Origin of the sequence: Vibrio sp. 1557 (assembly GCF_033340175.1) — a bacterium.
GTDB lineage: Bacteria > Pseudomonadota > Gammaproteobacteria > Enterobacterales > Vibrionaceae > Vibrio > Vibrio alginolyticus.
In genome coordinates this window covers 14,488-35,320 of record NZ_JAWOVZ010000020.1, presented here as the reverse complement: position 1 = coordinate 35,320, position 20,833 = coordinate 14,488, and the positions used below count along the sequence as shown (strand labels likewise).

General features: G+C 46.8%; 20 protein-coding genes. 6 read left to right on the top strand and 14 right to left on the bottom strand.

What is annotated here, in order from left to right; translation table 11 throughout:
* Window positions 1–10: 10 nt before the first annotated feature.
* Window positions 11–751, bottom strand: coding sequence for an amino acid ABC transporter permease (locus tag R7070_RS19105; protein ID WP_005383852.1), 741 nt, complete (start codon window positions 749–751; stop codon window positions 11–13).
* 115 nt (window positions 752–866) lie between these two features.
* On the opposite strand from R7070_RS19105, the gene R7070_RS19100 reads away from it, so the two are divergent.
* Window positions 867–1,643 carry a transporter substrate-binding domain-containing protein gene (locus tag R7070_RS19100; RefSeq protein ID WP_213907440.1) on the top strand — a complete coding sequence of 259 codons (777 nt, stop codon included), beginning with the start codon at window positions 867–869 and terminating at the stop codon, window positions 1,641–1,643.
* A gap of 44 nt (window positions 1,644–1,687) precedes the next feature.
* Here the strand turns inward: R7070_RS19100 and punC are convergent, their stop codons facing one another.
* Complete coding sequence (gene punC, locus R7070_RS19095) at window positions 1,688–2,893, bottom strand: purine nucleoside transporter PunC (RefSeq protein ID WP_033906588.1); 1,206 nt, start codon at window positions 2,891–2,893, stop codon at window positions 1,688–1,690.
* 152 nt (window positions 2,894–3,045) lie between these two features.
* Here punC and punR point away from each other — a divergent pair, with 152 nt between their 5' ends.
* Window positions 3,046–3,948, top strand: coding sequence for a DNA-binding transcriptional activator PunR (punR, locus tag R7070_RS19090; RefSeq protein ID WP_213907441.1), 903 nt, complete (start codon window positions 3,046–3,048; stop codon window positions 3,946–3,948).
* A 54-nt stretch (window positions 3,949–4,002) separates the two neighbouring features.
* On the opposite strand, the gene ilvA is transcribed toward punR, so the two are convergent.
* Genes ilvA through ilvG form a run of 5 tightly spaced genes read right to left on the bottom strand, consistent with a single transcriptional unit; the run spans window position 4,003 to window position 10,301 of the window.
* Complete coding sequence (gene ilvA / locus R7070_RS19085) at window positions 4,003–5,550, bottom strand: threonine ammonia-lyase, biosynthetic (RefSeq protein WP_033906586.1); 1,548 nt, start codon at window positions 5,548–5,550, stop codon at window positions 4,003–4,005.
* Window positions 5,551–5,552: 2 nt separating this feature from the next.
* A complete protein-coding gene (gene ilvD, locus R7070_RS19080; RefSeq protein ID WP_256900656.1) occupies window positions 5,553–7,394 on the bottom strand; it encodes a dihydroxy-acid dehydratase in 1,842 nt (613 codons plus the stop codon).
* Window positions 7,395–7,407: 13 nt separating this feature from the next.
* Window positions 7,408–8,346 carry a branched-chain-amino-acid transaminase gene (ilvE, locus tag R7070_RS19075; RefSeq protein ID WP_005378953.1) on the bottom strand — a complete coding sequence of 313 codons (939 nt, stop codon included), beginning with the start codon at window positions 8,344–8,346 and terminating at the stop codon, window positions 7,408–7,410.
* Between the two features lie 12 nt (window positions 8,347–8,358).
* Window positions 8,359–8,643 (bottom strand): acetolactate synthase 2 small subunit, encoded by a 285-nt coding sequence (gene ilvM, locus R7070_RS19070; RefSeq protein ID WP_005378958.1) that lies wholly within the window; start codon window positions 8,641–8,643, stop codon window positions 8,359–8,361.
* Window positions 8,644–8,654: 11 nt separating this feature from the next.
* Window positions 8,655–10,301 carry an acetolactate synthase 2 catalytic subunit gene (gene ilvG, locus R7070_RS19065; protein WP_318141278.1) on the bottom strand — a complete coding sequence of 549 codons (1,647 nt, stop codon included), beginning with the start codon at window positions 10,299–10,301 and terminating at the stop codon, window positions 8,655–8,657.
* 465 nt (window positions 10,302–10,766) lie between these two features.
* On the opposite strand from ilvG, the gene R7070_RS19060 reads away from it, so the two are divergent.
* Window positions 10,767–12,290 carry a YifB family Mg chelatase-like AAA ATPase gene (locus R7070_RS19060; RefSeq protein WP_005383862.1) on the top strand — a complete coding sequence of 508 codons (1,524 nt, stop codon included), beginning with the start codon at window positions 10,767–10,769 and terminating at the stop codon, window positions 12,288–12,290.
* 58 nt (window positions 12,291–12,348) lie between these two features.
* Here the strand turns inward: R7070_RS19060 and R7070_RS19055 are convergent, their stop codons facing one another.
* Window positions 12,349–13,305, bottom strand: a complete 957-nt coding sequence (locus R7070_RS19055) for a DUF2860 domain-containing protein (RefSeq protein WP_005379034.1) — start codon at window positions 13,303–13,305, stop codon at window positions 12,349–12,351.
* Between the two features lie 149 nt (window positions 13,306–13,454).
* On the opposite strand from R7070_RS19055, the gene R7070_RS19050 reads away from it, so the two are divergent.
* Window positions 13,455–14,333, top strand: a complete 879-nt coding sequence (locus R7070_RS19050; protein ID WP_206959992.1) for an acyltransferase — start codon at window positions 13,455–13,457, stop codon at window positions 14,331–14,333.
* Between the two features lie 46 nt (window positions 14,334–14,379).
* Here the strand turns inward: R7070_RS19050 and R7070_RS19045 are convergent, their stop codons facing one another.
* From R7070_RS19045 to R7070_RS19025, 5 genes are all read right to left on the bottom strand, one after another.
* Window positions 14,380–14,982 carry a thiol:disulfide interchange protein DsbA/DsbL gene (locus tag R7070_RS19045; protein WP_136976927.1) on the bottom strand — a complete coding sequence of 201 codons (603 nt, stop codon included), beginning with the start codon at window positions 14,980–14,982 and terminating at the stop codon, window positions 14,380–14,382.
* Window positions 14,983–15,016: 34 nt separating this feature from the next.
* On the bottom strand, window positions 15,017–16,003 hold the full coding sequence (locus R7070_RS19040; RefSeq protein WP_172563652.1) for a serine/threonine protein kinase: 987 nt from the start codon (window positions 16,001–16,003) through the stop codon (window positions 15,017–15,019).
* Window positions 16,004–16,051: 48 nt separating this feature from the next.
* Window positions 16,052–17,473 (bottom strand): cytochrome c oxidase accessory protein CcoG, encoded by a 1,422-nt coding sequence (gene ccoG / locus R7070_RS19035; RefSeq protein ID WP_033906581.1) that lies wholly within the window; start codon window positions 17,471–17,473, stop codon window positions 16,052–16,054.
* Window positions 17,474–17,781: 308 nt separating this feature from the next.
* Window positions 17,782–18,048 (bottom strand): YihD family protein, encoded by a 267-nt coding sequence (locus R7070_RS19030; protein WP_033906580.1) that lies wholly within the window; start codon window positions 18,046–18,048, stop codon window positions 17,782–17,784.
* Between the two features lie 166 nt (window positions 18,049–18,214).
* Window positions 18,215–18,382: a hypothetical protein gene (locus R7070_RS19025; RefSeq protein WP_005379043.1), complete on the bottom strand. Its 168-nt coding sequence runs from the start codon at window positions 18,380–18,382 to the stop codon at window positions 18,215–18,217.
* Between the two features lie 296 nt (window positions 18,383–18,678).
* On the opposite strand from R7070_RS19025, the gene R7070_RS19020 reads away from it, so the two are divergent.
* Together R7070_RS19020 and trhA are read left to right on the top strand one after the other, a co-directional pair.
* Entirely contained in the window at window positions 18,679–19,485 is an 807-nt protein-coding gene (locus R7070_RS19020; protein WP_165935395.1) for a sporulation protein, read from the top strand.
* A 70-nt stretch (window positions 19,486–19,555) separates the two neighbouring features.
* On the top strand, window positions 19,556–20,209 hold the full coding sequence (gene trhA, locus R7070_RS19015) for a PAQR family membrane homeostasis protein TrhA (protein WP_005379047.1): 654 nt from the start codon (window positions 19,556–19,558) through the stop codon (window positions 20,207–20,209).
* 33 nt (window positions 20,210–20,242) lie between these two features.
* Here trhA and R7070_RS19010 read toward each other — a convergent pair whose 3' ends face one another.
* Window positions 20,243–20,827 (bottom strand): DUF3157 family protein, encoded by a 585-nt coding sequence (locus R7070_RS19010; RefSeq protein WP_017821574.1) that lies wholly within the window; start codon window positions 20,825–20,827, stop codon window positions 20,243–20,245.
* Between the last annotated feature and the right edge of the window lie 6 nt (window positions 20,828–20,833).

Sequence of the window (20,833 nt, the reverse complement as noted above, 5' to 3'; positions counted from 1 at the left end):
GGCTTCATCGCTAGTAGCTAGGAATGGCAATACGTTTTTCGAGCCAACGAACGGCTTGAGATACAAATAGGATGAGCAACAAGTACTCCAAAACGAGGAAGGTATAAATCTCTAAGGGTAAGTACTCATTCACCACCAGCTCATTAGCACGGCGAGTGAGATCGCTTAAACCAATCACGCTGACTAAAGAACTCATCTTGAGAATGTAGACAAATTGATTACCCAGTGGTGGGAGAATTTGCCGAAACGCTTGGGGAAGAATTACCAAGCGCATCTTTTGCCAATAGCTTAAGCCCAAAGACTCAGCTGCTTCATGCTGGCCACGGCTGATAGCTTGTATCCCACCGCGAAACACTTCCGCCATAAACGCACTCTCAGCGATAGTCAGTGCAATAACACCCGCCCAAAAGTGATTGAGTGAGACATCCAATAGCGTAGGCATGCCGTAATACACCCAAAGTAGTAAGACTAAAACTGGCACTGAACGGATCACCTCGACATAAATACGGTTTATCCACTTCAGAGAGGCAGAGTCCGACAGAGCGGGTAACGCAACGATCAGACCCAAGCTCATCGCAAATAACATACTGAGGAGTGATACCTGAATGGTGTCGTTAAACCCAGCGATTAAAAACTTTAGATTGGTGAGCCCTTGATCCGTCGAAGGGTCAAGTACATACCAGCCCCATTGATAATCTGAACAACCAGTGAGTAATAGCAGTGAAAACAGCCATAGAGTTCGAAACGTCACATTTACTCCCTGAATTAACTAAAAAACTTCCTTTGTTGCTGCTATGTTATCAGTAGAGCTCTAATAAAGGTTAATTATTAAACCGTATAAGGTCATTATTTTTAAGGGAATAAAAATGAGAAAGATTTTACTAGTGCTAGGAATGTGTTTGCTTGCTGCGACTCAAGTCGCTCACGCTGAAAGCCGTCTTCAATCCATTTTAGACAATGGCGTACTCCGAGTTGGAACGACGGGAGATTGGAATCCGATGACGATGAAAGACCCTGCGACAAACAGTTATCGTGGCTTCGATATTGATGTAACAACAGAGCTTGCTAAAGATCTTGGTGTAAAAGTGGAGTATGTGCCCACGGATTGGAAGACGCTAGTTAATGGCATTACCGCCAACAAATACGATATTACTGGCAGCGCATCTCTGAACATGTCGCGCGCGAAAGTAGCTGGATACAGCCAGCCGTATTTCTACCTTGCCTTTGTACCTGTGGTGCAAAAGAAAGATCTCGCCAAATTCTCTGATTGGGCGGATTTTAATAAACCAGAAGTAAAAGTCGCGGCGACGTTAGGTACGGTACAAGAAAAAATGGTGAAAGAATTCTTCCCGTCTGCTCAACATATTGTTATTGAAGCGCCAGCGCGCGACTTCCAAGAACTACTAGCTCGCAGGGCCGATGTATCGGTGACGTCCAATGTGGAAGCAGCGACGTTAGTGGACAAGTTTAAACAGTTGGCGATAGTGCCAGTGACCGCACCGCGTAAACCAACCCCAATTGCTATGTTGTTGCCGCAAGACGATCAAGTATGGATTAATTACATCAATCACTGGGTAGAGTTGAAAAAGACTCAAGGCTTTTTTAAGCAGACTGCCAATAAGTGGGGGTTGAAAAGCTTATAAACAGAAAGAGCCGCATTGCGCGGCTCTTTTTATTATCTGAACGATTAAAGTTCGTCTTCACTCACGACTCGGGCGTTGTCAGGAGTCGTAAAGTGCTTGGATAATTCGCGATTCGACAGAATGTATCCCATCCACAGCCCACCCATACAGATGATGATTGCGATGCCAGTAACCATCTGAGCTTGGCTTGCCATTGCGGCTACCAATGCACTTGAGAAGCTACTTACACAGATTTGCAGGCTGTTTTGCAGACCTGCTGCTGTTGCAGGGCTCTGTTGTGCGCTGGCCAGAGCACGGTTTACCACGATTGGGTACAGCGCGCCGTTAGCAACGGCAATCAAACAGAATGGCGCAAGAATAGGCCAAATCGATGACAGCTCCCACTGTGAAGCAATGAAAATCATTAATGCCGCGACACTAAATAGGCCAATCAGTTGGCGCAGAACCTTTTCATCACCAAATTTTCGAACGCCGACTTTACCTAAGTAGCCACCAGCCATAAACGCGATAGTTTGTGGGATAAAGCTCAAACCAATATCTTTTGCTTCGTAGCCCAGTTGCGCCATGATTTCTGGCATCCCAGTTAGGTAAGCAAAGAACGCAGCTGAAGCCGTCGCAAACATAAACACGTTGCCAAGGTATTTTTTAGAACTCAGTAGCGCTTTGATGTCGGAAGACATACTGGTTTGTTTGATTTCTGCTTTCTCGTCTTTTTGTGCCATGGTCGCAAAGACCAAAAAGACACCAACCAGTGTTAGCGTAATAAAGATACTGTGCCAGCCGAAGTTATCTGCCAACACAACCCCTAATTGAGGTGCTAGTGCTGGTGATAGCGCGACGAGTGGCATGATTGTCGCAAAAATTTGTTGGCTACTGCTTGAGTAGCGTTTAATGACCATAGCCTGCCAGATCACGGCTGGTGCACACACACCGATAGCTTGGATAAAGCGCAGTGTGAGTAGTTGCCATACTTGATCACAGAAAGCCAAACCGAATGACGCGATAGTAAATAGCACCAACCCGGCTGCGAGTGTATTACGATGGCCAAATTTATCGGATGCCAATCCCCACATTAGCTGGCCAATCGCCATACCAACGAGGAATACCGTTAAAGAGAGCGCAATTTGCTCAGGGCCTGTTGCAAAGTCGATTTCCATCGCTTTGAATGCTGGCAGATACATATCGGTAGCAACGAAGCCAAGCATCGATAATGCTGCCAGATAAATGAGCTGTAGTTTTGAGATTTTCATGATTCAACCAGTCAAATTATTTAATCATTTTTTAATCAACATCAGTTGGCGCCAACCCTGATTTATTTACCTTATTATTCTATTTTTCGATTTTGAGAAAATAAAACGCTAAAATTGTTGGTTATCAATCAAATTTTTTGAAAGGTTAAATCATGTTCTCTAAAGCGTCTTTGGAAATGCTGGATACGGTTGCCCGTTCAGGCAGTTTCACCGCTGCGGCTGAGGTATTGCATAAAGTCCCCTCAGCCATCAGCTATGGAGTAAGGCAGGTCGAGCAAGATTTAGATGTGGTGCTGTTTCGACGTTTACCAAGGAAAGTCGAGCTAACTCCAGCGGGTGAACTTTTTATGGCCGAGGCGCGCTCTTTGCTGCGTCAAATGGAAGAGGTGAAAGCACAAACGCGGCGAGCGGCTCAAGGATGGAAAAGCACGTTAAAGCTGACCTTAGATAACGTGGTGAAGTTAGAAAAACTCAAACCTTTGGTGGAAGATTTTTATCGCGAGTTTGAATTTGCTGAATTGCAGATAAATATGGAGGTCTTCAATGGTTCTTGGGAAGCCATAGCACAAGGTCGAGCCGACATTGTCGTTGGCGCGACATCTGCGGTTCCCGTTGGGGGAGATTTTGAAGTCAAAGATATGGGCGTATTAGATTGGGCATTTGTAATGTCACCCGCTCATCCTTGCGTTCGACAACAAGTGCTGACTGAAGAGTTTGTGAGTCAATTTCCGGCGATCTGTCTTGATGATACTTCGAACGTGCTGCCAAAACGCCATACTGGCCATTATCCGCAGCAGCGCCGATTATTATTGCCCAATTGGTATAGTGCGATTGAATGTTTAAAAAATGGGGTGGGCGTGGGTTACATGCCACGTCATATTGCAACACCCTTAATCAATGATGGTGTGCTGGTGGAGAAGGTCATGCCGGATGATAAACCGCGCAGTCACTGCTGCTTAGTATGGCGCAAAGATGATAATCATAAATTGATCCAGTGGATGGTGGACTATCTTGGGTCGCCTAATCAGCTACATAAAGATTGGTTACAGTCATAAAAAACACCTCGCATTAGCGAGGTGTTTTCATTGATATGTTTAAAATGTGGCGTTTTATGACAAGAAAAACTTATACGATGGGTTGTCTGTCTCGTCTTTGCATTGATAGCCAAGTTCACGTAAATGTGCAGAAAACTGAGCTAAATCGCTTTCATCTAACTCGAAACCACATAAAACACGTCCGTAGTCAGCGCCGTGGTTACGGTAGTTGAACAAACTGATATTCCAGTGTGTGCCGAGTGTGCTTAAGAACTTAAGTAGCGCCCCAGGGTACTCTGGGAATTCAAAGCTGTAGAGGCGCTCTTTAAGCGGCTTAGACGGCTTACCACCAATCATGTAGCGCACGTGCAGCTTCGCCATTTCATCATCAGACAGGTCAACCACTGGGTAGCCACCATCACGTAAGTCGTGAATGATATGTTCTAGCTCTTCCTGACCGCCTTGCAAACGCACACCGACAAAGATATTTGCTAATGCGTCATCGTTGTAGCGGTAGTTAAACTCTGTCACGGCACGGCCGCCAATGAGGTTACAGAACTCAAAGAAAGCACCTTGACGCTCAGGGATGGTGACGGCAAGCAGACCTTCACGTTTTTCACCAAGCTCGCAGCGTTCAGAAACATAACGCAGACCGTGGAAGTTGGTGTTTGCGCCAGACAATACCGTACCTAGGCTTTTGTCTTTCAGCTTGTTCTGTTCAGCAAACTTCTTCAGCCCCGCCAGAGCAAGCGCCCCCGAAGGCTCAGCAATGGCGCGAGTGTCTTCAAAGATGTCTTTTACTGCTGCGCAGATTTCATCGCTAGAGACTGCAATATGGCCATCAATGTACTTTTGGCATAGACGAAACGTCTCTTCACCAATGCGTTTTACTGCAACGCCATCGGCAAACATGCTGACCTGGTCTAATACTACTGGTTCACCTGCATCCAATGCCGCTTTGAGGCATGAAGAATCTTCTGGCTCGACCGCAATCACTTTGATTTCTGGCATGAGCTGCTTCACGAGTACCGCAACACCGGCAGCCAAACCGCCACCACCGACAGGGACGAAGATGTAATCAAGGTGACCATTTTGCTGCAGCATTTCCATGCCGATGGTGCCTTGACCTGCAATCACCAGTGGGTGATCGAAAGGAGGGACAAATGTGTACCCATGCAGATCAGAAAGGCGTTCCGCTTCCGCTTTTGCCTCATCAAAGTTGCTGCCGTGCAGCACTACATTGCCACCGAAGCCACGTACCGCATCGACTTTGATGTCTGGTGTGGTTTTGGGCATTACGATGGTGGTCTTGATGCCTAGCTTAGTACCAGAGAGCGCCATGCCTTGAGCGTGGTTACCTGCCGATGCTGCAATGACACCAGCGGCTTTTTGTGCTTCAGATAAACTCGCCACCATGTTGTATGCACCGCGCAATTTGAACGAGTGTACGGGTTGGCGATCTTCACGCTTGATCTGCACGTTATTCCCGATACGTGCAGATAAACGAGGCATTTCTTGCAGTGGCGTCACTGTTGCTACTTCATAAACAGGTGCGCGAAGGATTTGGCGCAGATAATCTGCGCCAGTTTGGTTCACTTGTTTTTCGGGTTGAGCTTCCATCATTGCTAGCCCTCTAGCTTCGACTTGTCTCGTACTGCACCCTTGTCAGCACTGGTTGCCATACTCGCGTACGCTTTGAGTGCAAAGGAAACTTCACGTTGGCGGTCAACTGGTTTCCAGCCTAGTTCGTCTTGTTTCGCACGGCGCTCAGCAAGTTCTTGTTCAGATACTTGAAGTGAAATTGAACGGTTTGGAATATCAATCGCAATAATATCGCCTTGCTTCACCAAGCCAATTGCACCGCCGTTTGCCGCTTCAGGAGAAGCGTGGCCGATAGATAGACCTGATGTACCACCAGAGAAACGGCCGTCAGTCAGAAGTGCACACTCTTTACCAAGGCCCATCGATTTTAGGTAAGTGGTTGGGTAGAGCATTTCTTGCATGCCCGGACCACCTTTAGGGCCTTCGTAACGGATAACAACCACGTCGCCAGCTTTTACTTTGCCGCCTAAGATGCCTTCTACGGCGTCTTCTTGGCTTTCGAAAACTACGGCTGGGCCAGTGAATTTATGAATGCTCTCATCCACACCAGCAGTCTTAACGATACAACCATCTAATGCGATGTTGCCTGATAGAACGGCTAGGCCACCTTCTTGGCTAAAGGCATGATCGATAGTACGAATACAGCCTTCCGCACGGTCGTCATCAAGGCGATCCCAGCGGCAATCTTGTGAGAACGCTTGAGTAGTACGAATTCCCGCAGGACCTGCGCGGTAGAACTTAAGTACTTCTTCGTCTTCAGTTTGGATGATGTCGTATTTCGCCAGCTGCTCTTTCATCGAAAGGCCAAGCACGGTGCGCGCATCATTGTGTAGAAGACCTGCACGATCTAACTCACCAAGAATTGCCATGACGCCACCAGCGCGGTGTACGTCTTCCATGTGATATTTCTGGGTAGATGGTGCCACTTTACATAGGTGTGGTACTTGGCGTGATAGGCGATCGATATCTTCCATATCGAAATCCACTTCACCTTCTTGCGCTGCAGCCAACAGGTGCAAAATGGTGTTGGTTGAGCCACCCATTGCAATATCCAGTGCCATCGCATTTTCGAACGCATCAAACGTAGCGATGTTGCGTGGCAGTGCTGATTCGTCATCTTGCTCGTAGTAACGACGAGTCAGTTCAACGATACGACGACCTGCATTAAGGAACAGTTGTTCACGGTCAGCGTGCGTTGCCAGCATAGAACCGTTACCTGGTTGAGAAAGACCCAGTGCTTCCGTTAGACAGTTCATTGAGTTTGCAGTGAACATGCCTGAACACGATCCACACGTTGGACATGCGCTGCGTTCGATCTGCTCGCTTTGCTCATCAGACACTTTTGGATCCGCGCCTTGGATCATCGCATCTACAAGGTCTAGTTTGATGATCTGATCAGAAAGCTTGGTTTTACCCGCTTCCATTGGACCACCAGAAACAAAGATAACCGGGATGTTGAGACGCATAGATGCCATCAACATTCCCGGAGTGATTTTGTCACAGTTAGAGATACATACCATGGCATCGGCACAGTGCGCGTTGACCATGTACTCCACAGAGTCTGCGATCAGTTCGCGTGAAGGCAGTGAGTACAGCATGCCGCCGTGACCCATTGCGATACCATCATCAACCGCGATGGTGTTGAATTCTTTCGCAATACCGCCAGCTTTTTCGATTTCGCGTGCTACAAGCTGACCCATGTCTTTCAGGTGTACGTGACCCGGAACAAATTGAGTAAACGAGTTTACAACGGCGATGATTGGTTTACCGAAGTCTTCTTCTTTCACACCCGTTGCACGCCACAGTGCTCGTGCACCCGCCATGTTACGACCATGTGTGGTGGTAGCTGATCTATATTTTGGCATTTCCTAATCCTTCTTACTTCTGTTCTGGGTACACATAGTCTAACCAGCCCCACTTATCTTCCGTGGTGCCGTCAAATAGGCCAAAGTAGGCTGCTTGTAGTTCTTTAGTGATAGGGCCGCGCTTACCAGTGCCCACTTCAATCTTGTCGATGGTTGCCACTGGTACAATCTCAGCCGCAGTACCTGTCATGAAGACTTCATCGGCAAGGTAAAGGGCTTCACGAGCAATGTTCGCTTCACGGACTTCGTAGCCTTTATCGCGTGCAATTGTCATGATCGAGTCGCGAGTGATGCCCGGTAGAATCGCGCTAGTTGCTGGTGGTGTGGTGATTACGCCATCTTTGATAACGAAGATGTTTTCACCAGCCCCTTCCGATAGGTAACCATCTACGCTTAGCGCAATACCTTCGTCGTAACCGTGACGACGCGCTTCACCACCAACCAGTAGTGAAGATAGGTAGTTACCGCCTGCTTTAGCTGCAGTTGGGATGGTGTTTGGCGCAGCGCGGTTCCAGCTTGAAATCATCGCATCGACACCTTTTTCTAGCGCTTCTTCGCCTAAGTAAGAGCCCCAAGGAAATGCTGCAATGATTAGATCCATCTCAGTGCCAACTGGTGGACATACGCCTAAGCCAACATTACCGACAAAACCCAATGGACGAATGTAAGCGCTGTCGAGTTTGTTTTGGCGCAGTGTTTCGCGGGTCGCTTCCATGATTTCTTCTACAGAGAAAGGGATCGGAAAGCGGTAAATCTTGGCAGAATCTTTTAGACGTTGTGCATGCTCACGGTGACGGAAGACAATTGGGCCTTTTGGTGTGTTGTAACAGCGCACGCCTTCAAACACGGATGTACCATAGTGCATTGCGTGAGTCAGAACGTGAACGTTCGCCTCTGCCCATGGAACCATCTCACCATTAAACCAAATGAAATCTGCAGTTTTCGTTGCCATTTGTTGCCTTCCTTATGCACTTACGTGTTGTTGTAAGTTGTGATTTGGCAGTTCATCGTTGCGGATTTTTAGCACCTCAACCTTACGAACGTCCCACAACTTCTCTATTTGATTGATCAAAAACGAGATTGGTCGATCGCTGTCGACGATGATCTCGACGCTGGCTACTTTGCTTTCGTGGTTTTGCGTAGCAGCGACTTGTTTGATCACGAAGCCTCGGTGACGAATCACACGTAGAACGCGCTCCAACAGTACCGGTTTGTCATCGGCTTTGATGTCGAGTAAATATCTGTCCATGCGATTGTCTCCTATGTATTTTCCAACATATCACTGTTTGATGCGCCAGGTGGCACCAATGGCCACACGTTTTCTTCTTCATCAATCAAAACGTGAAGCATGTAAGAAGTTTCACTCGCTAGCATCTCTTTGAGAGCAGGTTCGACTTCTTCTTTCTTGGTGATGGTTTTGCCCGGGATATCGAACGCTTCTGCTAACATCACGAAATCTGGGTTGTCATCAAGAATGGTTTCACTGTGGCGACCGTCAAAGAACAATGACTGCCATTGGCGAACCATGCCAAGACGTTGGTTATTAAGAAGGACAATCTTCACTGGAATCTGACGACGCTTCAGCGTGCCCAATTCCTGAACGTTCATCATAAATGAACCGTCACCTGTAATAAGGATAGACTGATCATCAGGACGTGCGACTGCAGCACCCATCGCCGCTGGCAAGCCAAAGCCCATGGTGCCAAGGCCAGCAGAAGTGATGAAATTTTGTGGTTCGCGTGGCTGGATATGTTGCGCTGCCCACATCTGGTGCTGACCGACGTCGGTCGAGACAATTGAGCTATCTGGCATCATGTCAGACAGCTGTTTAAGCAATAGCGGTGCGTAGATTAACTCGCCCGGGTGGTCGTAACGCCACTTAAAGCCGCTGCGCAGACTTTCACTGTGATGAACCCACGGTGAGATATCTTGAGTCAGTTCTAGCTGAGGGAGAATGGTGTTGATGTCGCCACGTAATGGTGCGTTGGCGTGGCGCAGTTTATGAATCTCCGCAGCATCAATGTCGATGTGAATCACTTTCGCATTTGGTGCAAACGTATCGAGCTTACCCGTCACACGGTCATCAAAACGCGCGCCAACCACGATCAATAGATCGGCTTCTTGAACCACTAGGTTGGCGGCTTTGGTGCCATGCATACCCAACATACCAAGATAGTGAGGATCATGGCGTTCAATGGTACCGAGGCCTTTTAATGTGCTAACTGCAGGCATTGGGTTTAAGCGAAGAAATTCGCGTACTGCATCGGTTGCTTTCGCAAGTTGCACGCCACCACCAACATACAACACTGGGCGAGTAGATGCTGCCAGCACATCTTGCGCACGTTTGATATCTTCAGCGCTGACATCTTCGATTGCTGGTGCTATGTATGGAGGAAGAAGGTCTGTAGGTGCTTGAGCGAGTTGAACGTCTTTGGCGATATCGACAATGACAGGACCCGGACGACCGGTTTTTGCGACCTCAAAGGCTTCGGCAAGTGTCGGAGCTAGATCTTCAATTTCGGTCACGAGATAGCTGTGCTTAGTACAGGCTAGGGACATTCCGATCACATCCATTTCTTGGAATGCATCGGTACCGATATGAGAGCTAGCAACCTGGCCTGTGATGGCAACTAGAGGTACGGAGTCAAGGAAAGCGTCGGCAAGGCCGGTAACAAGGTTAGTGGCTCCTGGGCCAGAAGTTGCCATGCACACAGCAACGTCTTGAGTGGAACGAGCCATCCCGATAGCTGCCATAGCGGCCCCTTGCTCGTGACGGCATAGGATGTGTTCCACCCCACCGTCATACAAAGCATCATAGATTGGCATGATGGCCCCGCCGGGGTAGCCAAAAACGGTTTCGATGCCTTGCTGTCTTAAAGCGGCTACGACAAGTTGTGCACCAGTCATCGTAAACCTCCTTTGCTACGTTGTGGCTCGTAGCGATTGCCATATTTATTGCACTTCATGTGCACTCCCATTCTTCCCGTTAAACTGTCCGAGGGTTAGACAGATGACAACTTGTAGTTGTAAAAAAACCCCCGGACTTTTCAGTGCGGGGGTTTTTTGTAATTTGTGGTTACCTTTCGCCCACAATACCCCGCGCGGTGCCAATAATGACCACGATAATCAGGGCTAGCAGTGCGTTGATATGAGCGAAAAGGTTCATCTGTCTGTCGTTCTTTTTTCGTTAAAAAATGTTGTGTAATGTTCTACGAAATTGTTTGCGTCATTAGTGGTATCACACAATTCCGCTGCATGACAAGCAAAAAGTCATTCTTTTTTCACATTAACTCTCAATTGGGACGCGGTATATAACATAACCAACTAGATAAAACATTTGTTTACAGAGTGTTCAAAAAAATTGAGGAACGTATGGGGCTGGCAATCATTCATAGTCGAGCAAGCGTCGGGGTGCAAGCGCCATCGGTTAGTGTAGAAGTTCATATCAGCAACGGCATGCCAGGGTTTACCTTAGTAGGCTTGCCAGAGACAACGGTAAAAGAGTCCAAAGATCGCGTACGCAGTGCGATCATTAATTCTAACTTTCAATTTCCTGCTAAGCGGATCACCGTGAACTTGGCTCCGGCAGATCTACCCAAGGAGGGAGGGCGTTTTGATCTTCCTATTGCATTGGGAATTTTGGCCGCTTCGGAGCAAATCGCGACAGATAAGCTCAAAAACTACGAATTTGTTGGTGAGTTAGCGTTATCTGGTGGTCTGAGACCTGTAAAAGGTGTGCTGCCTGCTGCGCTGGAAGCCAGTAAGATTCAACGTCATTTGGTCGTCCCACATGTGAATGGCGATCAGGCGGCGCTGGTGGGGAAGGAACAACATAAATCGGCCCAATCATTACTGGAAGTATGTGCCGAGCTTTGTGGTCAACATCGACTGAATCTTTTTCAAACGCCTAAGCGAAAAACGATCGAAAAACATGGTCGAGACTTACAAGATATTATTGGCCAACAACAAGGTAAGCGAGCACTGGAGATTGCTGCCGCTGGAAACCACAACTTACTTTTCCTTGGCCCGCCAGGTACTGGAAAAACGATGTTGGCTTCGCGTTTGTGTGACTTATTACCGGAAATGAGTGACGAAGAAGCAATGGAAACCGCTTCGGTGGCATCGTTGACTCAGAGTGAAATTAATGAGCATAACTGGAAGTCGCGTCCGTTTCGTTCTCCGCATCATTCAAGTTCAATGGCGGCATTAGTCGGCGGTGGTTCGGTACCCAGACCAGGGGAGATCTCTTTAGCCCACAACGGGTTATTGTTTCTCGATGAAATGCCCGAATTTGATCGTAAAGTTCTGGACTCGTTACGCGAACCGCTCGAATCTGGCGAGATCATTATCTCTCGAGCGCAAGGTAAAACACGCTTTCCGGCTCGTTTCCAATTAGTTGGAGCATTGAACCCAAGCCCGACAGGATATTACGAAGGCAATCAAGCGCGCACCAATCCACAAGCTATTTTGCGCTACCTTGGTCGATTATCTGGACCATTGTTAGATCGCTTTGATATGTCTTTAGAAATCCCAGCTTTGCCCAAAGGGACATTAGCAGAAGGTGGTGATCGCGGTGAGCCGACTGCTATCGTAAAAGCGCGTGTGAGCCATGCGCGTAACAATATGCTAAACCGCAGTGGTAAGGTCAATGCACTGCTAGGTAGTCGAGAAATTGAGGCGTTTTGTCCCTTGCACAAGAGTGATGCTGAGTTTCTTGAAACCGCTTTGCACCGTTTAGGGCTCTCGATTCGTGCATATCATCGTATTATCAAAGTGGCGCGAACAATCGCCGATCTGGATGGGGCGGAGCAAATTGAACGAACGCACTTGGCCGAGGCGCTTGGGTATCGAGCGATGGACCGTTTACTGAAACAGCTTACGGCGCAAGCGGTATAGAGACATGCAAAATGTCATCGCAACAAGTGTTGTGAGCGCCTTGTTGCGATGAAGGACGTTAGAAGGTGTAGTTGAGACCAAGCGACAATAGGTACTCTTTCTCCTCATAAAACGTGATATTCGAGTCAGTTTGGCTATAGCCGGCTAAAGAAATGAACGACCAGTCTTGCCAGTCAAATACGTTTTGATATTCGTAGGCCGCAAATAGGCTGATGGTGTCGTCATTTCGTGTTTTAGCAAAAGTTTGGCTAGCGGCTTGATAGTCTTTCCATGCGTAACCCGCGGTGAGAGCCAATCGATGGCGATTGATAAATTTAAACCAGCTGATGTCAAACCCGTACGAATCAAATGATTCCGCCTTACCGTCGGCATCTTGATTGATGTAGGTGAAAGCGGGTTGCAACATAGACGTTTGGTTGAGTGGAATGCGATAGTCGCCTTTGACATAGTAAAGGTTAGCATCGCGAGCAAGTGAGCGGTCTGTCACTTCCTCCTGCTCGATGTCTTTATCAGCATAAGCAAGATCAAGGTTGAAGTTCTTATCAATTAACCCTTTGATCTGAAAGCGATATGCATTGCCGTCAACATCCGTCTCTTTACGTGCGGTTCCTACTTGATAAGGGTTGCGCCAAGTTTCGCCTTTGAGTACCGTCGGCAGATAGGAAACATCGAGCACGGTGCCAGATTGTAGCTCGTGTTGATAGCCCAACTGAAAAGCGAGTGTACCTACCGCGACATCTGAGCGTGTGGTACCGGCGTAAACTTGGTGGTTGAGTCGGCTACCAAAGGTGTATGTCACACTCCCTAGCGGTGCAGCGATAACGGAACTGTCACTATCGGCACGCTTATCGAGAGAATCGATGGTGTTACTATTTTCTGTATTGAAATTGGATTCTGATGATATGAATCCGGCATTCAGCGAAATTTCACCGCCAAAACCTGCGGTTTCAGCGAGTTGAGCCTGAGCAGAACTGACGACAAAGGCCAAAGGCAAGAGAAGTAGCCTTGGTTTCATTCGTTATCTCCTTGTTGTCGAATGAGTGGTGCACATATTGGTTGCGGTAACAAATCTGACCATTCCCACGCATGTTCCAATGTGGCAAAGGCGCAGTATAATTACACGCTGTTTTATTCTTCACACATTATTACTGTTGTTTGACTATCATGTTGGCATATTTGTTATTTTTTTTTAACGCTTCTTTTGTGATTCTCAATTCTGCGGTTTGTTCACTCGCAATTTGTGTTATCGCTGTATTTAAAATATTGCTTCCTGGCGTAAAGCTAAAAGCGATAGCGACCGCTTGTGCCAATAAGGTGATGTGGTTATGGGCTACCGTTAATGCGTGCATTCTGGCGGTATCTAACCGTGTTGAGTGGGATGTTCAGGGCGGTGAAGCGCTTAAAAAAGACGGGTGGTATCTGCTGATCAGTAACCATCTCAGTTGGACAGATATTGTTGTGCTTTGCTGCGTGTTTAAAGACCGTATTCCCATGCCGAAGTTTTTTCTCAAGCAACAACTGCTGTATGTGCCTTTCATCGGGATGGCGTGTTGGGCGCTCGACATGCCATTTATGCGTCGCTATTCGCGAGAGTATCTGATCCGCAACCCTCATAAGCGAGGTCAAGATTTAGAGACGACACGTCGCTCGTGCGCTAAATTCAAACACACTCCAACCACAGTGGTTAACTATGTCGAAGGAACCCGATTTACCGAAGAAAAGCAGCGTAAGAGTAAAGCAAACTATCAATATTTGCTGCAACCAAAATCGGGCGGGATTGCGTACACGTTAGCGGCGATGGGGGAACAGTTCGAGAGCATTATCGACGTGACGTTGGCGTACCCAAAAAATACGCATAAACCGTTCAAGGATTTATTGATGGGTCGAATGGGCAAGGTGGTTGTGCGTGTGAATGTGTTACCCGTTGATGAACGAGTGCTCGGTGATTACTTCAACGATAAGCCCTATAAGCGGCAATTTCAGCAATGGCTGAGTGATGTGTGGCAAGAAAAAGATCGGTTACTACAAGAGATTTACAAGTAAACAAAAGGGGAGCGACGTGCTCCCCTTTTGATTGATATCGATGTGCTTATTTTAGTGTCAGCAAGTAGTTCACCAGAGAGAAGTACTCATCCATCGTTTTGATGCTTTGTGCTTGAACTAGGTATTTGTTGTTAACGATAACCGCAGGAACGCCGGTTAGACCGCTGTTTTCAAATTGCTTGTCCATACGGCGAACCATTGAATCAACCGCGAAGCCTTTGAATGCAGAATCGAATTTTTTCGCATCTACACCTTCATCAAGGAAGATTTGACGAAGTTCTTCATCATTACGTGGTGCTTTCTTTAGATTGTGGATGCGGTTAAACATCACTGGCACCATTTTGTCTTCCACTTTTAGTGCAACCATCGTTGCGTAGGCTTTGCTCATTGATGGGCCCATGTTGCCACCCATGAAAGAAACGTGGTTTTTTAATAGCTTAGTACCTTCTGGCAACTGCTTTTTCAGTTGCTGGATAACCGGTTCAAAGCTATTACAGTGCGGGCAGTAGAAAGAGAAAAACTCCGTCACAAGAGGTTTTTTTGATGCCTCAAGATCCAATAATTTGTAATGTTCACCTTCTTTGAATTGCGCTGCATGTGCCGACAGGCTTAACATCAGCATAGAAAACAGTGCGAACAGTTTTTTCATCGAAATATCTCCATTTTTGAATTTTTGGCCTGACTTACCATTGAGGCATTAAAGACAGCGGTGCTTCTTCTAAAGCGGCGATCTGCTCTTTAAATGCAAGGACCTGACCTTCCCAGTATTTTGGCTCATTAAACCATGGAAAAGCGAGAGGAAATGCAGGGTCATGCCAACGTTTTGCTAGCCATGCCATATAGTGCACCATTCGTAGACCGCGAAGTGGCTCGATTAGTTTCAATTCTGCAGGATTAAAGTCGCAAAACTCTTGGTAAGCCTCTAAAACAATATCCAACTGCATCAGTTTGTCTTGGCGTTCACCGTTCAATAGCATCCATAAGTCTTGTACTGCAGGGCCGTTACGAGCGTCATCCAAATCAACAAACATAGGGCCATCTCGCCACAAAATATTGCCTGGGTGGCAATCGCCATGCAAACGAATGATATTGAAGCCTTCTTGCCAGTGGCTTTCAATTGATTTGATCAGCATATCCAAGTCATTGAAGAAGCTGTTCTCCAAGTGCATTGGAATCATATTGGCGTTTTGCAGAATCTCTCTTGGTTGATACAGGTATTCTTGTAAGCCGATCGTAGGGCGATGTTGGAAGGCTTGGCGGCTGCCGACTTTATGGATTCGGCCAAGGAAACGCCCTACACCTTCGAGCTGATCTAAATTGTCAACCTCGTATTGGCGACCACCCACGCTATCAAACAGCGCAAAAGCATAGCCTTGATAGTGATGCAGGGTTTCACCGTTGATGCGCACAGGTGGTGCGATGGGGATCTCATTGCCAATCAGCTCTAAAGTAAAGTTGTGCTCCTCTTGGATCTGTTCATTGCTCCAACGTTCAGGACGGTAAAACTTGACGACATAACGACGACGCTCTTCGTCAGTAAATTGATAAACACGGTTTTCGTAGCTATTGAGGGGAAGAAAGCCTGATTCTGCGCGAACGCCGATGCTTTCTAACGCGTACCACATAAAGTCTGGGGTAAGGGCGTCAAAGTTAAACATACTTTGGGACATATAAACAAAAAGGCTCATTACTGAGCCTTTTTCCATTAGTCATCGAAGTTATAGCTTCTTGATAAATCGGCTTTCCACTTCAATGGTGAATTCGTTGCTCTTATCGGTGAGTATAAACTGAATTGTCGTAATCGCAGAGTTTAGCTTGTCAGGATCGGCACCAAGACTCATTGGCAGGTTCAATACCTCACCTGGCTGGACCTGAATTGTCTGCTTACCATACCAGCTTACATCGGATAGCCCTTCAACATCCAACGAGTACTCTTGCACTTGCTGAGTTTTGTTGATCACCTTGAGGGTGTAGGTGTTTTCTACTTCGCCCGAGCTATTAACGCGGAACAGTTGGTTACGGTCGCGAATAACACTCATACCGGCTGGGTCTACCGCTGCAATTTGGGCAAAGAAAAGACCGACCATGACCAGTAGCACAGCTCCATAGCCCAGCAGCTTCGGACGCATGACTTTGGTACTCTTACCCGATAAGCGGTGCTCGGTGGTGTAACTAATTAGGCCCTTCTCGTAGCCCATGCGATCCATGGTGTTGTCACACGCATCAATACAGGCGCCACAGTTGATACATTCATACTGCAAGCCGTCACGAATATCGATACCTGTTGGGCACACCTGCACACACAAGTCACAATCAATACAATCACCCAAACCAAGTTGCTTTGGATCGGCTTTGCGCGGACGTGGGCCACGTTTTTCCCCACGTTTTGCATCGTAGCCAACGATGAAGGTGTCTTTATCAAACATGGCAGACTGGAAGCGCGCGTAAGGACACATGTGAATACACATGATGGAACGCATCCAACCAGCATTACCATAAGTACAAATGGCAAAGAACATTACCCAAAAGACGGGCCAGAAGTTGGCGTTAAAGGTGAAAAAGTCGATAACCAATTGCTTCATTGGTACGAAGTAGCCAACAAAAGTAAAACCAGTGGCGAGTGCAATGGCAAACCAAGCTATATGTTTGACGGTTTTACGCATCGCTAAATTCGCCGTCAGCTTATTGGAGTCTTGTTTACGGCGTTTATTGGCACTACCTTCGAGCTTCTCTTCAAACCAGATATACATGAAGGTCCAGACGGTTTGTGGGCAGAGATAGCCACACCAAACCCGACCTAAGAAGGTGGTAATAAAGAACAACCCAAACGCCGCGATCACAAACAGCAAGGCGAGTAGGGTAAGATCTTGTGGGTACAGGGTGGTACCGAAAAAGTTGAACTGCTGGTTGCCAATATCGAGCAAGATCGCTTGACGTTCACCGTAAGGAATCCACGGTATCAAAGCGAAGAGAAGTAGTAAGAACCAACCACCGTAACGACGTAGTTTCTGGTAAGTTCCTTTACTTTCGCGTACATAGATGCGATTACTTGGGTTAAACCGATCCCCGTTTCCTTTGTGGGTTTTGGGATTATAGGTTTTAGGAGTCACATCTTTGATATCGATCTTGTCCTGACTCATGCACTCATCCTTCTTAGGCTTTTATAATGTACGGCGTCATTTCTATTGATGTCGCTCGATGACATTGCTGCTCGTTCCGTCATAAAGATGACCGAACATAATTATTTTAGTAAATACTGATGAACGGCGATTATACAATCAATAACAATTCCGTTTCTTTAACGCAGTCAATGTTTAACAACAAAAATCAGTACAGTTAACCTGATAATTGGCTGAACAGTTATAACCAATTGTGGGACTAAAAACTTTGGTTATAAAAAAGCGACTCACAGAGAGAGTCGCTTAAAGAATACTGGCTGTTGAGCTGGTTATTTGATGATGCCACGAGCGCGTAGGATCGCCGTTTTAAAATCGTCCTCTTGGTCTTTTTTGAGTCCAGGGATCATTTCATCTTTGCTGCTATTACGCATTTTAAGGTGGTAGATCAGTACATCGTCGGTCAGATCTTCTAGCTTTCCTTCATAGCCTGCTTCTTTTGCCAGCTTAACGATGAACTGCAATAGGTTCAGCTCTTGCTCTTTATGCCATTCAGGCTCTAGTAGCTCAAGCAGCTCTTCAATGCGATGACACTTCATTTCTTTCTCCACAGAATTTATAGGTGTAATTAGCAGTAAAGGTACCAAATTGCTTTGCTAAGACCAAATAGGAAAAACTATCTCTTTCTCTGTAGTTTGTTTTATGTCTTTGAAGTTTTATGAATAGCGCGCAAAGAAAAAAGCGCAGCTGGCGCCGCGCTTTTGATTAAGCTGCTTTGATAACTTTGGCCGGAACACTCGACATCATTGCTGTCTTCTCAACCAATGTCATTGCTGGCGCAACTTGCTTTGCCTTTGGTGCAGTAGTAAAGCCACTGCGGCGGCGCATTGCACTAGTATTAGTGTGTGCGAACCTGACTGTTGTTGGGCGCATTAATTTACCTAACTGTCAGGCATATCCATTGCCGATGTAATGGCCTGAATCATTATGAGCTAGGCTCCAACAAGATTGAAGAATCACTCTTCTGGCTCTCGCCAATCCAGTTAATGAGTCAGGAATACCGATATGCATGCATATCAAGTGTAAGATTAGCATCCTTGTAATAATTGGTCGATAGTTGAGCAATTGAATTGTTTAGATTTTGTCATTTTGTCGCGATGTTCGAGGCAATTTTTGTTTGATCCCACGATCAGCAGTAGTAGTATGAGATCTCGATGAAGGAGGTGCCTATGTCATTTTTGAAGAAGACACTTGCCAGTTTTGGGATTGGGAGCGCGAAGGTCGACTCAATCTTAAACCAAGACGTGCTATACCCAGGTCAAAGTGTGGATGTGTCTATCCATGTATATGGTGGTGCGACTGAACAAGCGATCGACAACATTGATTTAAAACTCTGTTGCCGCTACATCGCAGAAGCCCCTGATGACCGTGGTGCGCGAGAAGGACACAGCATGCGCCGAGTACCTCAAACTCATGTGCTTGCTAAGTGGAGTCTCCCTTACGCATTTACCATCCATTCCGGCGAAGAGCGTACCTTCGATGTTAAGCTCGATGTGCCTTGGAACACGCCTATCACCATTGGTGATGCCAAAGTATGGTTAGAAACCGGCTTAGACGTTGCCGCTGCTTTGGATCCGACTGATAAATACATCCTCACCGTTCGACCTGATCCACTGATGGATGCGGTACTATCTGCATTTGAAGCGCAAGGTTTACGAATTCGCCAGGTGGAATGCGAGGAAGTGAAAGGATTCGATCTACCATTTGTGCAAGAGTTTGAACTGGTGCCAACCGACGGACCTTACCACGGCGTGTGGCGCGAATTAGAATTTGTTGCCCACCGCAGTGAGCAAGAGCTCAAGTTGTGGTTTGAAGTTGACCGCACACGCAAGGGGCAAGGTGGCATGCTCGCGAGCTTACTGAGTAGTGGCAAACTCAAGCGAGAGCTGACCATTCCTGCCACGACTAAGCCAGATCAAGTTGGCGAACTGGTACTCAATTATCTCGATCAAACTACTGCCGTTCATGAGTCTTAATTTAAGCTTACACGTGTAAGCCTAATGTGCCATACTAGAGCAAATTTCAAACTCTAGTATAGGCGCATTGATGTCCGAGCTGCAGAAACCTCAATACAGTCAACGTGAAGAACTGGCCAATACCATCACCCACGGTATAGGGATGATTTTTGGTATTGTTGGCTTGATACTGCTGTTAGTTAAAGCCATAGACCATCAAGCTGACACTTTAACGCTTACCAGTATGGCGATTTATGGTGCGAGTATTATCGTGCTATTTTTGGCCTCGACGCTCTATCATGCGATCCCTCATCCCAAAGCGAAACGTTGGCTAAAAACCTTCGACCACTGTGCTATTTATCTTTTGATAGCAGGCAGCTATACCCCTTTCTTGTTAGTCAGCTTAAGAACACCTCTAGCATTTGGGTTGATGATCGTTATTTGGAGCATTGCGTTGATCGGCATCATCATGAAAGTTGCGTTCGTCTATCGATTTAAAAAGCTTTCTTTGATGACGTATTTGGTGATGGGATGGTTATCGTTGATTGTGATTTATCAGTTGGCGATCAACTTGGATGTCGGCGGACTTACACTGCTTGCCGCTGGTGGAATTGTGTATTCACTGGGCGTGATTTTCTACGTTGCGAAGCGCATTCCCTTTAACCATGCGATTTGGCACGGCTTTGTTTTGGCTGGCTGCGTGTGCCATTTCTTTGCTATTTATTACTTTGTTGAGCCTATCTAGCCGATAGGCTCAACAAAGAATATTAAACACGTATTAGCGAGTTTTTACCTCTAGCACTTTGGCAGAAAACTGGTATTGCTGTGATTGCGGTACAGCCAGTTTTATGCTCTTACCTTGCTCCGCTTGCTGAGGTCGCAGGTAGGTATCCGCCATGCGCTTGATGGATTGCCAAACCGTCACGTTTTCTTTTGCCAGTTGCTGACCAGACATATCAAACACTTGCACCTCAACTTCCACTTGAATGACAGATTGAGAGCTTTGGTTAGTGATTGATGTAGGTAAAACAAGCTCACCGCTTTGATAGCTTGCTGAACCAATCAATACATCCACACCTGAATCTGATAGCTGCATGGTTGGCTTTTTGGCGTTTACCACCACGGTCGTGCCAACGGTTTTCGTTATCACTGGGATTGTCGCAATCGCAGGAGCTGCGATTGTTTCAACTACGCTTGCTGTTGTTTGTGTCTCCGTCGCTTGCTGCGCCGTTTTTTTCATGACGTATTCCCAGGTAAAGTCATCGTTCAACTTCACTTCTCGACCATCGGCTAAAGTGATGACCTCGGCGGCGTATGTGGATGAGGCGGCAAGTAGGGTCGCCAGAGTAATCCATGTTTTCATTGTTAT